At 44.6% G+C, this 15,964-nt stretch carries 11 protein-coding genes; 2 read left to right on the top strand and 9 right to left on the bottom strand.

Annotated elements, in window-relative coordinates; genetic code table 11:
• The 8 genes from QUA10_RS27095 to QUA10_RS27060 all read right to left on the bottom strand — a co-directional run.
• The coding region (locus QUA10_RS27095; RefSeq protein WP_333085623.1) for a serine/threonine-protein kinase PknK at nt 1-2,480 on the bottom strand (2,480 nt) is incomplete at its 3' end.
• Nucleotides 2,481-2,896: 416 nt separating this feature from the next.
• Nucleotides 2,897-3,910, bottom strand: coding sequence for a cytochrome d ubiquinol oxidase subunit II (gene cydB, locus QUA10_RS27090; protein ID WP_333085622.1), 1,014 nt, complete (start codon nt 3,908-3,910; stop codon nt 2,897-2,899).
• 8 nt (nt 3,911-3,918) lie between these two features.
• A complete protein-coding gene (locus QUA10_RS27085; RefSeq protein WP_333085621.1) occupies nt 3,919-5,361 on the bottom strand; it encodes a cytochrome ubiquinol oxidase subunit I in 1,443 nt (480 codons plus the stop codon).
• 274 nt (nt 5,362-5,635) lie between these two features.
• On the bottom strand, nt 5,636-6,109 hold the full coding sequence (locus QUA10_RS27080; protein WP_333085620.1) for a hypothetical protein: 474 nt from the start codon (nt 6,107-6,109) through the stop codon (nt 5,636-5,638).
• Nucleotides 6,084-7,289, bottom strand: coding sequence for an urease accessory protein UreH domain-containing protein (locus QUA10_RS27075; RefSeq protein WP_333085619.1), 1,206 nt, complete (start codon nt 7,287-7,289; stop codon nt 6,084-6,086). Before QUA10_RS27075 ends, QUA10_RS27080 begins: the two co-directional genes overlap by 26 nt.
• Before the next feature lie 225 nt (nt 7,290-7,514).
• Nucleotides 7,515-8,582 carry an LOG family protein gene (locus QUA10_RS27070; RefSeq protein ID WP_333085618.1) on the bottom strand — a complete coding sequence of 356 codons (1,068 nt, stop codon included), beginning with the start codon at nt 8,580-8,582 and terminating at the stop codon, nt 7,515-7,517.
• A gap of 189 nt (nt 8,583-8,771) precedes the next feature.
• The gene (gene trxA, locus QUA10_RS27065) at nt 8,772-9,095 is read right to left on the bottom strand and encodes a thioredoxin (RefSeq protein WP_006631199.1); all 324 of its coding nucleotides are present in this window, start codon (nt 9,093-9,095) and stop codon (nt 8,772-8,774) included.
• Between the two features lie 508 nt (nt 9,096-9,603).
• Nucleotides 9,604-10,767 (bottom strand): GuaB3 family IMP dehydrogenase-related protein, encoded by a 1,164-nt coding sequence (locus QUA10_RS27060; protein WP_333085617.1) that lies wholly within the window; start codon nt 10,765-10,767, stop codon nt 9,604-9,606.
• A 122-nt stretch (nt 10,768-10,889) separates the two neighbouring features.
• Between QUA10_RS27060 and QUA10_RS27055 the strand changes: the two genes are divergently transcribed.
• Nucleotides 10,890-12,098, top strand: a complete 1,209-nt coding sequence (locus QUA10_RS27055; protein WP_333085616.1) for a lipid-A-disaccharide synthase-related protein — start codon at nt 10,890-10,892, stop codon at nt 12,096-12,098.
• Between the two features lie 259 nt (nt 12,099-12,357).
• On the opposite strand, the gene QUA10_RS27050 is transcribed toward QUA10_RS27055, so the two are convergent.
• Complete coding sequence (locus tag QUA10_RS27050; RefSeq protein ID WP_333085615.1) at nt 12,358-13,065, bottom strand: polysaccharide deacetylase family protein; 708 nt, start codon at nt 13,063-13,065, stop codon at nt 12,358-12,360.
• Between the two features lie 343 nt (nt 13,066-13,408).
• Here QUA10_RS27050 and QUA10_RS27045 point away from each other — a divergent pair, with 343 nt between their 5' ends.
• The gene (locus QUA10_RS27045) at nt 13,409-15,907 is read left to right on the top strand and encodes a serine/threonine-protein kinase PknK (RefSeq protein ID WP_333085614.1); all 2,499 of its coding nucleotides are present in this window, start codon (nt 13,409-13,411) and stop codon (nt 15,905-15,907) included.
• Nucleotides 15,908-15,964 lie beyond the last annotated feature (57 nt).

Below are 15,964 nucleotides of genomic sequence, written 5' to 3'. Positions count from 1 at the left end.
GCTGCCATCTGTTCCATGCCATCAAAGTCAGCATTCAAATAGGCGGCTTCAGCAGCAGCAACATAGAGTTTTAGGGTTAATTCATACTGGCTTTGCCAGCAGTTGGCTGTTAGTAGATCAATGGCTGTTTGCAGATAAACTCTGGCTGCCGTGTAGGCGGTAGAATTTCTGGCTTTACAACCGGCTGCCAAGTTCAGTTTAGCTAAAGCTTCTCGTTCGCTAGGTTGGGTAATTAACTCAATTCCTCGATTCAAATGCCCGACAATATCAAACAGTTTTTCCTCAAGCTCAATCTCGGCGCAATTTTGCTGAAGTAATTGTCCGATTTTGAGATGAGTTGCTTTTTTCTGTGAATCGGCAATGAGTGAATATGCGGCTTGCTGGACGCGATCGTGTAAAAATCGATAAGTTGGGTTAGCTGAAGCCTGGAAAACTTCATCACTATCCGATTGGGTAAAGAACTTATAGATTTTGGTCGTGGGAATTATCAAACCTTCCTGCAATGCTTTCCATAAAGCCGTAGCCGTCATTCCCGCAGATTTCTCACTGACAATTACTAACGTATTCAAATCAAAGTGCGATCCTATACACGCAGCTAATTTGAGATTATCCTGAGTTTCTGGCGGCAACTTCTGCAATTGCAAAGCCATGAATTCAACGACATCATCAGTTATCGCTAAGGCTTTTACTTGGGCAATATCACACTGCCAATGCCGAATCTCCCAGTTAAAGCTAATTAGCTTATCGTCATGTAATGCCTTGAGAAACTGAGTGGCAAAGAAAGGATTTCCCTGAGTTTTTTGATACACTAATTTGGTCAAAGGTTGGGTCAGGGATAATTCGCAATTCAGCGTATCCGCCACCAACAAATTCATATCTGGTTGGCTTAATGGTTGCAAAGTAATCGTCTTTACTATTGCCCCACTTTTAATTATCTCATCTACTGTTAAGATAAATGGATGCAGAGGTGAAACTTCATTATCTCGATAGGCGCCCAATACTAATAAATATCCTGTATCCCTCATCAATAATTGTAGCAAATTCAGGGATGCTGAATCCGCCCATTGCAAGTCATCCAAAAACATCACTAAAAGATGTTCTTTGCTCGTGAAAACTTGCACAAATTTCTGCATTAGGAGATTAAAGCGATTTTGGGCGGCACTTCCTGACAATTCTGTTGCAGAAGGTTGAGAGCCAATTATGCGTTCTAACTCAGGAATTACGTCAATCAATACTTGTCCATTGTCTCCCACGGCTGCTAAAATTTGGGTTTTCCATGTTTGTAGTTGGGTATCCGATTCTGATAGCAATTGACCCATTAAGTCGCGGAAGGCTTGCACAAAGGCACTGAAGGGAATGTTGCGTTGAAATTGATCGTATTTGCCTTTGATAAAATAACCGCGCTGACGGACAATGGGTTTATGAACTTCATTGACAACGGCGGTTTTCCCAATTCCCGAAAAACCTGCTACTAGCATCATTTCGGTGCTACCAGTGCTGACTCGCTCAAAGGCAGCTAATAGGTAATTAACTTCTTTTTCTCTACCGTAGAGCTTTTCGGGGATAGTAAAGCGATCGTTAATATCTCGCTTTCCGAGTTCAAAAGATTCTATTTGTGCTGTTTTTTGTAACTGAACTAAACAAATCTCTAAATCGTGCTTGAGTCCTAATGCACTCTGATAGCGATTTTCGGCATTTTTCGCCATCAGCTTACTGATAATTTCCGATAAGATCGGGGGAATTTCAGGATTAATGTGATGGCTTGGTTTCGACTGTTTAGCGAGATGACAATGCACCAATTTCATCGGATCATCCGAGATAAATGGCAACTTTCCTGTCAACAATTCATAAAAAGTTACACCCAGGGAGTAAAAGTCACTGCGGTAGTCAATGCCTCGATTCATCCGTCCTGTTTGTTCGGGGGAGAGATAGGCTAATGTTCCTTCTAAAATATTGGGATTCTGGATTTCTTGGGTTTCTCGTGGTAGGAGGGATGCAATACTAAAGTCAATTAGTTGAATTTGTTTGGTGTCTGGATTAATGAGAATATTAGCGGGTTTAATATCTTTGTGAATGACTCGCTTTTGGTAGAGATAGTGGATAATGTCTGTTAGTTGTATGGCGAGTGGGAGAAATTCTGCTAAAGGTAAAACTTGAGATGATTCGGTTTCATTTGTTGCGGTTTTGAGATAACTAGATAGGGAGACTCCGCCAAAGTCCTCCATTACTAGGACATAGCTATTCTGGTATACTTCCAGCGTCAGGGGTTTGACGAGGTGAGGGAAGTCGAGATTTTTGGCAATGGTATATTGGTTGCGAAACTGGACGAGCTCGTTGAAGGTGGGGTATTTGTTTCGCAGCAGTTTGACGACGACTGCGTATTGGTCACGGGTACGGATGCCTCGATAGACTAAGGTACGTGTACCTACATAAAGTTTCTCTGTAATTTCATAACCTGACAAATTTGCGATCGCATCCATAACTCGTTTATACAACAGTTAAATTAAAACCTTCTATTCCATTGTATTTTATTATTTGACAAAGATAGCGATCGCCAACTCTGCACCCTCGCTAGGTACAGAATTAACTGTAATTTTTTCCCTATGTTTATCAACTATTATTTGACAATCAAGCAATTTGGTGACAAGCCCCCGGACTCATCCGTGCGAGCAATCTCAAATCTTAAATCCTATGAGGTGCGATCGCTAATTCTCAAGCAGTTCCTTTCCCTATTCTGCACTATTGGCTATGGTATGTATAGTATGGTTTCATAAGTTGTGATGGTATCATAAAACAATTATTTGTATTTTTTAACCGCAAATATACGCAGATTAACCAGTATATAAACTTGATGCTATCTGCGTATATTTGCCTGCATCTGCGGTTGTATTATGCTTTATTCGCCGTAGTGGCCGCCGACAACCTTACCCCGAAACACAACATAATTGTAGATGTTGTAAAAAATCATAATCGGGAGCAGAACGCCCATAAACACAATCATAAATACCAGGGCGCTGGGCGAAGCTGCAGCTTGGTAAATGGTGATTTGCGAGGGAATAATGTAGGGAAAAACAATTAATCCCAAGCCGATGAAAGTAAGCAAGAAAATCAGAATCGTCCAGACAAACGGCGTTCGTTCTTCTTTATTTGCGAGACTTTTCAGCAGCAGTCCCACCAATAGCACTCCCAACAAAGGAATCGTGGCAAAGACATAAACTAGCGGTTTATCGAACAACCTGGCTCTAGCACTTTCGTAAAAAATCGGAGTGGCGATCGTAATTAAAACGGCTCCAATTAAAGTTGTCACCGCCGCAATTTTAGCCGTGCGATAGTGATTTGTTTGCAGTTCGCCCTCCGTTTTCATAATTAGATAGGTTGAACCGATCAAAACATAGCCTTGAATCAGCGTCAAAGCAACCAAGATCGATCGCCAATCCAGCCAATCCCAAGTAGTCCCCACAAAGTGACCGGCTTCATCAACCGCAATGCCTTCGAGCACCGCACCGAGGGCAAATCCTTGAGCTAAAGCTGCTAAAAAACTGCCAGCACCAAAGGCATAATTCCAGAATAATTTGCGATTAGAATGCTCGCGAAATTCAAAGGCTACAGCCCGAAATATCAAACCAAAAAGCATCAGGCAAATCGGTATGTACAATGCCGTTAAAATCGTGCCGTAAGCGAGGGGAAATGCACCAAATAAAGCGCCTCCCATTAAAACCAGCCACGTTTCGTTCGCGTCCCAAACGTTGCCCAAACTTGTCATTAAAATGCCGCGGCGTTCCTCGTCGGAAGCAGTCAGAGACAGGATTCCTACTCCTAAGTCAAAACCATCTAACATGACATATAGCAGGAGAAACAAAGCCAAAACTACAAACCAAACTTGCGGGAGAAAATGCTCCAAAGCTTGCATAAAATCTCCTATTGTTGTGCTTCCAAGGGACGTTGATCTGGAATGTGTTCTCCGGGTTGACTTTCAATTGCAGGTTCATCGTCTAAACCAGGCACAGGCAGACTTAAATTAGGCCCTTGGCGGATAATTCTGCTGCCAAAATACAAGGCACAAACAAACAAAAAGCTGTAAATAACTGCAAAGAAACTGAGAGAAGTTAAAACATTGCTGGCGGGGATGTTTGACACCGCGTCAGCAGTGCGAATTTGCCCGTATAAAGCCCACGGTTGTCTGCCGACACAGCGCACAATCCAACCCGATTCTACAGCAATATATCCCAGGGGAGCAGCTAATACCCAAGCGCGCATCAACCAAGGTTGACTGCTAATATTTTCAGCAGAAAGTTTGCCTCGCAGCCACTGAATTATACTGAACAGCATCAGTCCTAAAAAGAAGAATCCAATGCCGGACATGATACGGAAACAATAGTAGATTAAACCCACCATCCGGGGTCTATCTTCTGGCTTCCATTCCTTCAATCCGAGTACGGGTTCGGAGAGTTTTTGTTTGAATTCTAGAATGTATCCTAAGCCATTAGGTACACTAATTTCCCAGTCATTTTTTTGGGCTTTTTCATTAGGCAAAGCTAGCAAAGTCCAATCTGCTGACTCTCCCGCTGGTGAGGTTTCCCACTTAGCTTCGATTGCTGCTAATTTAGTGGGTTGATAGTGATAAACTTGTTCGGCGCTCAAATGTCCGATGTATATCTGCAAAGGTGCAACGGCGATTGCTGTAGCTATGGCAATTTTTAAAGACTTGGAAAAAAACGCTTGGTTGCGCTTATTGAGAATGTACCAAGCGCTAATTCCCCCAATGACAAACAGCGAAGTTTCTAACGTCGCAAAAAACATATGAAGAATGCTGTTTAATGCGAACGGGTTTAGAATTGCTTGAAAGTAATCGCTGACAATAAACTTGCCATTGACCATTTCTCCGCCCGCAGGAGTTTGCAGCCAAGAGTTAGCGACTAAAATCCAGACTGTGGATAGGTTAGCGCCGAACGCTACCATGATTGTAGCGAAATAATGGACGATCGGGTGAACGCGCTCCCAACCAAACAGCATAATGCCTAAAAAGCCGGCTTCTAGCATAAATGCCATTGAAGCTTCAAAGCCTAAAATACTCCCAAAAAAGTCACCAACTGCTTCCGAAAATGGTGCCCAATTCGTGCCAAACTGAAATTCCATCGGAATTCCTGAAGCTACTCCAATACCGAAGTTGAGGACGTAGAGTTTAGACCAAAAACGAGCGTGATGGTAGTAGTCGGGATTGCGAGTTTTCAACCACATTCCTTCAACAATTACCAGATAAATTCCCATTCCCGTAGTCAGAACTGGCCACAGCATATGGAATATGGCGGTTAGCGCAAATTGCATCCGTGATAGCGCCACGGTGTTAGATAAGATATCCATCGTTATGTCCTTTAGTCAGTTCAAGAGAGGTTAGCTTGCACGAGTTCTAGAATTGACACTGGTTATAATGTAATGTAAAAATTTGTGACATTTGGTAGAGTGGGCAACTTTTAAGGTTTTATACAGATTTCGGTTGTATTTTTTTGTATGTTAAAATAGGTAGATTATGATTTGCCGTCGGGTGGGGGCGGGTTTATGAGATTGTGGGTTTTAGCCATTTATTTTCGGTGAACCCGCCCCTACAAGATTTTTGTTCGGTGATGGAAAGATTATCTTAGCGAACGGTGACTGTATAAGTCAGCTTAAATGGTTTAAAATTAGCTTTATTTTTGGCTGTTCCGCTCAATTCTAGTTCGTAAATTCCAGCCTTGAGAAACACGATATCAGCTCCCGGAATCCCTTGATATTTCTCGGCAGATATGGCGTTTAAAAGCGGTTGCATCAGCGGCTTATCCCCCTCTTTGCGATTTTTAGGATAAACCGCTAATTTGCAATTACACTGCTCTAGAGGGATAATTTGACCGCCCCTGCGAGTCAGCGCAAACCACACTTTCGCAGGCTGTCCGGCGCGGGGATTGTGGTTTGGTTCTAGGTGAAAGGTAGCGGCTACATCTCCCGATACTTCGACTTCGTGCGCCAAAACTGAAATCGAGTTTAACTGCGGCGCACTGGGAATTGTTGCTTCAATTAGCAATCCCAAAAAAACTAATAATCCTAAACTTTTACTTTTGTTTGACAGGTGAAACATAGAAATTTTCTAGTGATAAAACTGACCAAAACAAGCGCGATCGCACAAACATAACTAATACCACAACCACCGCTAACACGCCTGTCAGCAGTTGATTGTGCAACTTCCATTCAAAGCCACCGAGATAGTGGGAACCGATGAGTGCAGCATGAATGGCGCACAGCAAGAAAGCTGGAACGCTTAACAAGTGAAGCATTCGCCACAGTTGGCCTAGAAAATTTTGAATACGATCGCAACTTGTAACCGCCGCCGGCAACATCAACAGCAGCGACAGCATCCCAGCCGCCATTCCCAACTGATGCTGCGGCAACATAAATGATAGCGCGTCAAAATTCCATTTCAGCGTATGATCCAGCATATGAAACGTGTGGGCGACTGCTAGGAAAAACGCGCCCACACCCAAAGCGCGGCGATAGCGCAACAGTTGCGGCAAAAACTTGCTCACCGGACGCGCCAACAGTGCTAGCATCAAGCACAGCAGCGCGGCGTGGCCAGTAAAATCAACCATTTCATCGGTTCGCAGCAAGGTAAGAATCCCGATCGATATCGTCACCCAACCACCCGCACGAAAAAGTTGACTGCGCTTGTCCGCGCTCAATCTGCCAGCAAAAAAACTCACTCCCAGCATAGTTGGCAGCGTGCCGAGTCCAAAAGCCAGCATCGTCGCCGCACCCAAAACCGCGTTTCCGGTTTCCGCCGCCTTAATCTGCGCTGCGTAGAGGAAACCGCAGGGAATCAAGCCCCAAAGCAAACCCAAAGCAATCGGCACCCACCACTTTTTTTGTGCCGAAAGCTTGCTCATTGCTTGTCCGACTCGATCGTGCGACAGCGGGTGCAATCGGGGCAATCCCGGCAGCAAGTTCGGTTTAATTTGCCCTACTCCGAACCAAATTAGCATCGTGCCCGTGAGAAGTGCGATCGCCCGCCGCAATTCGCTACCCGTACCTGCCAAAAGTCCGCCAGCAATTAACACCGAACCCAGTCCGCCAATTGCAGCACCAACCAAAGCGTAAGCAGTAATTCTCCCCAAATTTAGCAGCAAATGAAAGCGGAAAGCAGCTAATTTATCGTTGCGGGAATTAGAAAGAGAAAACGCCATTGTCAGCGGGCCGCACATCCCAGCGCAGTGACCGAAACTGCCGAGAAATCCCAAAATTGCAATTAGCAGCAGGTCTAGCATTTTGAGTTAGTAGTCAGCAGTCATTAGTTATTAGTTTTTTTACTGCTGATTGATTATGGATGAGTGTTGAATATCATAAATGTAGCCTATCGATTTTGTCAAAAGACACTCTGTCAAATTTATCTCCCTCAGAGGGGCAGGTTTATTTATCCTCTGAGTTAGTTACAACTATTTCTCGTGAAACCCGCCTCTACAGACTAATGACTAATAACTAATGACTAATAACTACTTTTGTTCTGGATGGGCCGCCGCAGGCGAAGCTGCACCCATTTGATTAATAGCAGCAATTAGCTGATAAAGCCGCCCAAAATCCCGCTGGTTGAAATGCAAAGTTAGGCGCGGCAGATCGAAAGTTTCATCTCCTATTTCCGGTTCCAAAGCTTGACTTTTTTCAATTTTTCCGGTGACAACAATATCGCTAAAATCAGTATTTAGCCGATCGACCTTCTCCTCAGAAAGCTCTGTTTTCAAGCGAATTACCAATTTTTCGCGTACGTAACGGCAGGAGTGATAAACCAGATAAAAACTACCGATCGCCTCGCAAGCAACATTTATATCGTCAGTAATCGTATACAGGCTGCGATCGTCGGGTGAAATTAAACCCCGGCCCCGCAATTGTTTTTGCACAAAATAATTCCAATCGTGCCAATAATCTCCTCCCGGTCGATCGATCAATACCAAAGGAGCCGGCCCGAACTTGCCAGTTTGAGTCAAAGTCAGACACTCAAAAGCCTCGTCCAGAGTGCCAAAACCACCCGGAAACAGAGCTAAAGCATCGCTCTCCCGGAGAAAAAATAACTTGCGAGTGAAAAAATATTTAAAATTGAGCAATTTGGGATCGCCGGCAATGAAAGGATTAGAACTCTGCTCGAAAGGTAACTGAATGTTCAGCCCAAAAGAACGTTCAGCAGTCGCCCCCTCGTTCCCCGCCTGCATAATTCCTCCGCCGCCGCCAGTAATCACCATAAACCCCTGCTGGGCGATCGCCCGCGCAAAGTCTCTGGCCATCAAATATTCTGCCGATTGCGGTGACACCCTCGCCGAACCAAAAATCACAATTTTGCGAACGTGTCGGTAAGGATAAAACATCTCAAAAGCGCTCTCCATATCTCGGAGCGACGCCGCAATAATTTTCCAGTCTAGGCGATCGAGCTCCTCTCCGGCCATTTGCACTATAGTAGAGAGCGATCGTTCGATCCACTCAGAGTGCTTTAACATTGGGAAGCGATCGACCAAATCGATCAATTCAGCTTGGAGGGACTCAAAACCTTGACCAGACCCAGAACGAATCATGAATTTTTCCGAAACGATAACAAATTGTCGCTACCAAAAATTAAGGGGCAAGCCAAAGTTAGAAGCCAATAGCCACCAGCAAATTGCCCTGCTGACCACTAATAACTTTTCCCGTAGCTTTGCCCCGGTTCTGAAGCGAGTTAGCTTTCGCGGCCCACAAAGAACAGCGCGAAACCGCTCGCAATTCAGTTAAATGTACTTTTCCAGAGTGTTGGCTAGAGTAGTTTTCGGAACTGCCCCTACCACCATATCCACACGTTGACCCCCCTTAAATATCATCAGCGTCGGAATGCTGCGGATACCGTATTGGCTAGCCACGTTAGGATTCTCGTCGGTATTAACTTTTACTACCTTGACCTGCCCTTCATATTGCTGGGCAATTTCGTCTACGACGGGTGCCACCATCCGACAGGGCCCGCACCAGGGAGCCCAAAAATCCACTAGAACTGGAACTTCGCTATCGAGCACTTCCTGCTTAAAGGTAGAGTCGGTTACTTGCGCGGCTGCTGACATCCCTAGCCATCCTTGTAAATACTATTTCTCGGATAACAAGTCTAGCAAAAAATGTAACCACTTGCGTCAACGATTTTAAGAGAAGGCTTCTGAAGGAAGAAGGAAGACGGTAGAAGGAAGAGGGAAGACGGTAGAAGGAAGAAAGCACAAGGTTTCTGAAGGAACAAGGCACTTATGTTTCCCAAGGCATTTATGTTTCCCAAGGCAGAATGCACTTATATAGAAGAAAAATTCTCCCACTCCCAGACTCTCCCTCTCTCCCCCTCTTCCCCTCTCCGGAGCGAAAAGCCTCAGTCCTGTATCTAGTAAGCAAGAGGCAAGATTTCCGGCAAAAAAGGAACCGCCCGAACAGTAGTCCGGGCGGAGTGTGGTGTGAGGAGTGAACGGAAACATGCGTCTCCGCTTCTTCTATTGTGACATCTCCTTCTCGATAATTCCACAATATTCTGTAAATTTCGAGACTGTGGAACAAATTTTGTCAAGGTATGCTGGTATTCGATCAGTAAATCTACTTACCCATGCCCAACTGCTGAGCTTTTTGATAGACTTTACCCTCAGTCAGCAGAGAAGGAGCAATTACCACTTCTACTTGCTGCATCTCCTTAATATCCTTAGCACCCAAGGTACCCATGCTAGTTTTCAGAGCTCCGAGCAAGTTATGCGTACCGTCATCTAGCACCGCAGGCCCCCGCAAAATTTGCTCCACAGTACCCGTAGTCCCCACGCGAATGCGAGTGCCGCGCGGTAAAACCGGGCTGGGAGTCGCCATCCCCCAGTGAAAGCCGCGGCCAGGAGCTTCGGCGGCCCTGGCAAAGGGCGAACCAATCATCACTGCATCGGCACCGCAGGCAATGCACTTGCAGATATCGCCGCCGGTAATTAAACCGCCGTCAGCAATCACCGACACATATTTGCCAGTTTCGCGATAGTAGTCGTCCCGCGCGGCGGCGCAGTCTGCTACCGCTGTGGCTTGGGGCACGCCGACACCCAATACGCCCCTAGATGTGCAAGCAGCCCCCGGCCCAATGCCCACGAGAATGCCCGCAGCGCCAGTTTTCATTAAATTCAGGGCGACTTCGTAGGTCACGCAGTTGCCCAAAATTACTGGGATCGGCATCTCTTGACAAAATTGAGTTAAGTCTAGAGGCGTGATCGCTTCAGGGGAAAGGAAAGCTGTCGAGACTACTGTTGCTTGCACAAAAAATATATCGGCTCCAGATTCAGCAACCGTCCGGCCGTATTTGCTCGCGCCGGCTGGTGTACCGCTGACGGCGGCAATCCCTCCTCCTGCTTTAATTTCTTTAATTCTCAGGTCGATTAATTCTGGCTTGATGGGTTCGGCATAGAGTTGCTGCATCAGGGAAACAAATTCGTGGTTCCCCACACTGGCGATGCGCTCTAATATTGGCTGGGGGTCGGCATAGCGGGTTTGAATTCCTTCTAGGTTGAGCACGCCCATTGCTCCCAATTCCGACAGCAAAATCGCCATGCGGACATCAACTACTCCATCCATGGCGCTGGCGATGATCGGGATTTCTCGATCGATCCCGCCAATCTGCCACTTGGTATCTGCCAAACTCGGATCGAGGGTGCGCTGTCCGGGTACAAGCGCAATTTCATCTATGCCGTAAGCTCGGCGAGCGCTTTTGCCCCGCCCAATTTCAATATTCACGCTGTTTCACTTCCACAATGTATTTAAATTAGACTAACAAAAAGTTAGCCCGCCCGAGTTTAGCTATCGCACGGCTGTCTTTAAAAAAAGCTCGGCACTGATTCTGATTGTATTCTGATTATATGAAATCGAAGGGGATACTTTTCCTCAGCAATGGGCACGGGGAAGACGCGATTAATTGTCAAATTCTCAAAGCTTTGAGAGTATCTGGCGTGGATGTTGATGTTTCGGCGATGCCGATTGTCGGTGACGGGGCTGCTTACCGCCGATCGACCGTGCCAATTATTGGGCCCACCAGTCAAATGCCGTCTGGGGGAGTTTTTTACATGAATCCCCTGTTTTTCCTCAAAGATATTAGGGCGGGGCTGATTGCTTTGATTTGGCAGCAATTGCAGGCTGTTTGGACGCATTCGCGCCACTGCGATTTGGTGGTGGCGACTGGGGATATTGTCGCCGGGGCGATCGCCCATGCCAGCAACCGCCCCTATATAATTTTTCTCTCGGCCCATTCTAGTTATTACGAGGGGCGAGTCAATTTGGGTTTAATCTTGTGGCAGTTGCTTTGCTCAGAGAAATGTCTGGCGGTTTTTACTAGAGATGCTTTGACTGCTGCTGACTTAAACCAACAGGGTTTAAAGAAAGCTCAGTTTGTTGGCAATCCTGTCATGGACAACCTCAATTCTACGGGCAAAGATTTGCAGTTAATACCCGGAGTTCGGACGATCGCCCTTCTCCCCGGTTCTCGCCTCCCGGAAGCCACCGACAACCTCGTTTTGCTGCTGGAACTGGTTAAAGAAATTGCTAGTAACTCTACTGTACCGGTGCAGTTTCGGGCTGCTTTAGTTCCAGCTTTGATGCCTGAATTAGATGATATTGCGGCGCTATCCGCATGGCAAATGCGATCGGGCAAGCTCATGTTTCCAGCAATCAAACGGTCTTTTTCAGAACAAGAAGTAGTCGAAGTGATGTGTTCAGCCGATGCTTTCGCCGATATTTTGCAGCAGTCGAGTTTAGTAATTGGGATGACGGGAACTGCTGTCGAACAAGCTGTGGGCTTGGGAAAACCTGTAATTGCAGTACCGGGAAACGGCCCTGCCTTTACCTATAGATTTGCGGAGGCTCAAAATCGGCTTTTAGGTGATTCGGTGCAGGTTATTGGCAGACAACCAGCAAATTCTGATATTCTCAAGGAAGCTGCTTTGGCAGTCGATCGCACTTTGCAAGATGATAAATATTTAGCCAGTTGCATTCAAAATGGTTTAGAGAGAATGGGGCAAGCTGGTGGCAGCATAAAAATTGCTAATTATGTGGCAAACTATCTTGGTTATTGATTGTGGTAGGGTGCGTCAATCGATTTGAGATTTGAGATTTTAGAGGCGACCCCACGGATAAATGCGGGGGCTTGAGGATTTTCGATTTGGGATTGATTCCACGGATAAATCACGTGGCGCGTACCACCTTTGAAATTCGCTTGTCAGGTTTGAAATTTTTAACCGCCACGGAAAGTCTAATTCTGACGCACCATTTATTTCCTGGTGCGTCAGTATGAGATTGTTGATTTGTCGCGAAAATAATTGTGGCTGACGCACCCTACTGCTCTTTCAACAACTCAGAAACAGTCTTAAATTCGTAACCTTTCGACTGCAAATCCTTGACAATCATCTCAGTTGCTGCTACGGTTTTCGAGCGATCGCCCCCGCCGTCGTGCATCACCACAATCGAACCAGATCGCACATTGTCAATCACGCGATTTGCGATATCTTCCGCCGTGAGTGTTTTTTCATAATCGTGGGAATCCACATCCCACATAATCAGTTTTTTGTGCATTTGGGATAGCAAATAAGACAAAACTACAAATCGCCTACCCCAAGGTGGCCGAAAACTAATACTGTCTTGCTTAACCCCAACTTCCTGCAAAAGTTTGTCGGTTTTTTCAATCTCAGACAGCAAAACTTCCTGGGGTTTAAACATCATATCTTTGTGAGAGTAGGAATGGTTTGCCAACTCATCTCCCCTCGCGACAATCATTTTCACAATTTCTGGATGTTTCTCAATATTGCGGCCAATTTCAAAAAAAGTTGCTTTAACTTGATAGCGGTCTAAGATATCTAAAAGCTGATTTGTATATGGAGGATATGGCCCGTCATCGTAGGTAAGGGCAACAACTTTCACGTCGGTATCGGCGCGGTTGATGCCGAAATAATTGTGAAATTTAGTAACTTTAATCAACAGCGATACTGCGAAAAATAATGCTATTGTGAAAATCAGAAACTTTTGTAAATTTTTACCGATTCGCATAGCTGCACGCACTCGATCGAGAATGAAATTGGATTGTTTTCAGATTACCACAATTGGGGAGCTCAATCCTTAAGCTATTTTAGCATTAATTATTGTCCGTTCCGAACTTTTTCAGTTTGGGCGATCGTACAATAGCTATACCCTTCAAGTGCCAGTACACTTGTACCCTACATATAGCGTAAGTAAGTCCAGAGCAAAAAAGCAATAATAAAAGATCGGGAGTTGTAGGGGGGGCTCAGACCAGGATTTATATTTGGAGCGAGTTTACTGCTCCTCTCACCCGCTCCTCCCATGTTATATTTATTTGTATACTTAACTTTTTTAGGCAGCAATAATTCCCAACATGATTTCACTGCCAGATATCACAATTGTCAGCCAGATTTACGAAAGTGCTAATTCCCTCGTATACCGAGGCATCCTCAAATCAAACCAGCAACCTTTGATTTTGAAACTCCTCAAAGAGGATTATCCCACACCAGCCGAACTCTACCGCTATCAGCAGGAATACGAAATCACTAGGCGTCTCAACCTAGAGGAAACAATTACAGCCTACGAACTGCGAAAATATGAAAACACACAAGTCATGTTGTTGGAGGATTTTGGCGGAGAGTCCTTAAAAATTCTGCTGGAACGTCGTACCTTTGCTTTACTAGAGTTTCTCCACCTTGCCATCCAAATCACAGATGCTTTAGGCAAAGTTCATCAAAAAAATGTCATTCACAAAGATATCAATCCATCTAACATTGTCTTGAATCCTCACACCGGACAATTAAAAATCATTGACTTTGGCTTATCTACCATCCTATCCCAAGAAAATCCCAGCCTCAAAAGTCCTAATCTTCTAGAAGGGACATGGGCTTATATTTCTCCAGAACAAACAGGACGGATGAATCGAGTAATCGACTACCGCACCGACTTTTATTCTCTTGGCGTTACTTTCTATGAACTGCTAACCAACCAGTTGCCTTTTGAATCCGTCGATGCCCTTGAGTTAGTCCATTGTCATATTGCCAAACAACCGACTCCACCTCATGAAATTCATCCAGAAATTCCCTTGCCTGTTTCAGAAATTGTCATGAAATTAATGGCAAAAATGGCAGAAAATAGATATCAGAGTGCTTGGGGAATCAAGGCAGATTTAGACACTTGTCTCGCTCAATCTAGAACTGGTAAAATTAAATATTTTTCCCTGGGATACCAAGATATTTCTACTCAATTGCAACTCCCTCAAAAACTGTACGGGAGAGAATCACAGATAGAGTCCTTATTGGCTGCATTTGTTCGCGTAGCGTCTGGACAAGAGAAACAAGTAGAAACCCGTTTAACAAATAACCTGAGTAACCCAACGACCACTCAGTCAGAAAATTGGTCCGTACAAAGAGCCACTGAACTTATGCTAATTTCTGGATACTCTGGTATTGGAAAATCAGCTTTAGTTCAGGAATTGTATAAGCTCATCACTCAAAAAAGTGGCTACTTTATTTCAGGTAAGTTTGACCAGTTGCAACGCGATATTCCCTATCAAGCTTTAGTCGCTGCATTCCAAGAATTGGTGCGACAATTACTCACAGAAACTCAATCGCAATTACAACAGTGGCGAGAGAAGATTCGACGGGCATTAGGAATCAACGGACAAATTATAATTGATGTCATTCCAGAAGTTGAACTGATTATTGGCAAACAGAATCCCGTCCCCGAATTACCTGCAACTGAAGCTCAAAATCGTTTTAATTTAGTTTTTCAAAACTTGCTCCAAGTCTTTTGTCAAAAAGACCATCCCCTCGTACTATTTCTAGACGACCTGCAATGGACAGACAGTGCTACCCTGCAATTAATCCAGTTGATAATGACCCATGCTAATACTCAATATCTGTTTTTGATTGGAGCTTATCGAGATAACGAAGTGAGTGCAAGTCATCCTGCCATGCTGACTTTATCTGAGATAAGCAAGCAGGGGATAGTGGTTAACCATCTCTCCCTTTCAACCCTAAATTTCAACCAGGTTAATGAATTCATTGCAGATACGCTGAAGACTGAGTGCATCCATACCCAAAGATTAGCCGAGTTGGTTTGGGACAAAACACAGGGAAATCCCTTTTTTGTCAAGGAGTTTCTGAAGTCACTTTATACAGAGCAATTCCTGAAATTTGATACTAATGCTGGGGCTTGGTCTTGGGATTTAGAACACATTATAACTAGAAACATTACTGATAATGTTGTTGAATTCATGTCCGGAAAAATTAAACTTTTATCAGAACCCACACAAAAAGTTTTACGGTTAGCCGCTTGTATTGGCAACAAATTTGATTTGACAACGCTTTCAACCATCAATGAAACTTCTCAAAAAGAAACGGCCACTGAATTATGGGATGCCATTCAAGCGGGATTGATATTACCGGTCGGGGATGAGTACAAATTTATTCAAGCAGACCTAGACTCGAATGACTTCAAAATTACTTATAAATTTGCTCATGACCGCATCCAGCAAGCCGCCTATTCCCTAATTCCCCCAGACGACAAGCAAGCGGTTCACTGGAAAATCGGGCAACTGTTGTTACAACATACACCGCCACACATACTCCAACAAAAGATTTTTGATATTGTCAATCAACTCAACTTCGCTATTGAAGCAATTGACTTTCAGTTATACAGAGATAAACTTGCTCAACTAAATCTGATTGCTGGCAAAAAAGCGAAGGCATCAGCAGCTTGGAAACCCGCCTGGAATTACTTAATAATTGGTATAAATTGCCTGAGTGCAGATAGTTGGCTTCGTCAGTATGACCTAACTCTGGCACTTTATGTGGAAACAGTAGAAGCTGCTAAGCTGTCAAACATCTAAACTGCATTAACTAAGTTGCCTTTATTTTTTATCTTTCGGTTCCATTTCATAATTAGT

The organism is Microcoleus sp. Pol8_D6, assembly GCF_036700965.1.
GTDB lineage: Bacteria > Cyanobacteriota > Cyanobacteriia > Cyanobacteriales > Microcoleaceae > Microcoleus.
The sequence above is the reverse complement of the archived record's forward strand: the minus strand, read 5'-3'. Positions and strand labels throughout refer to the sequence as shown.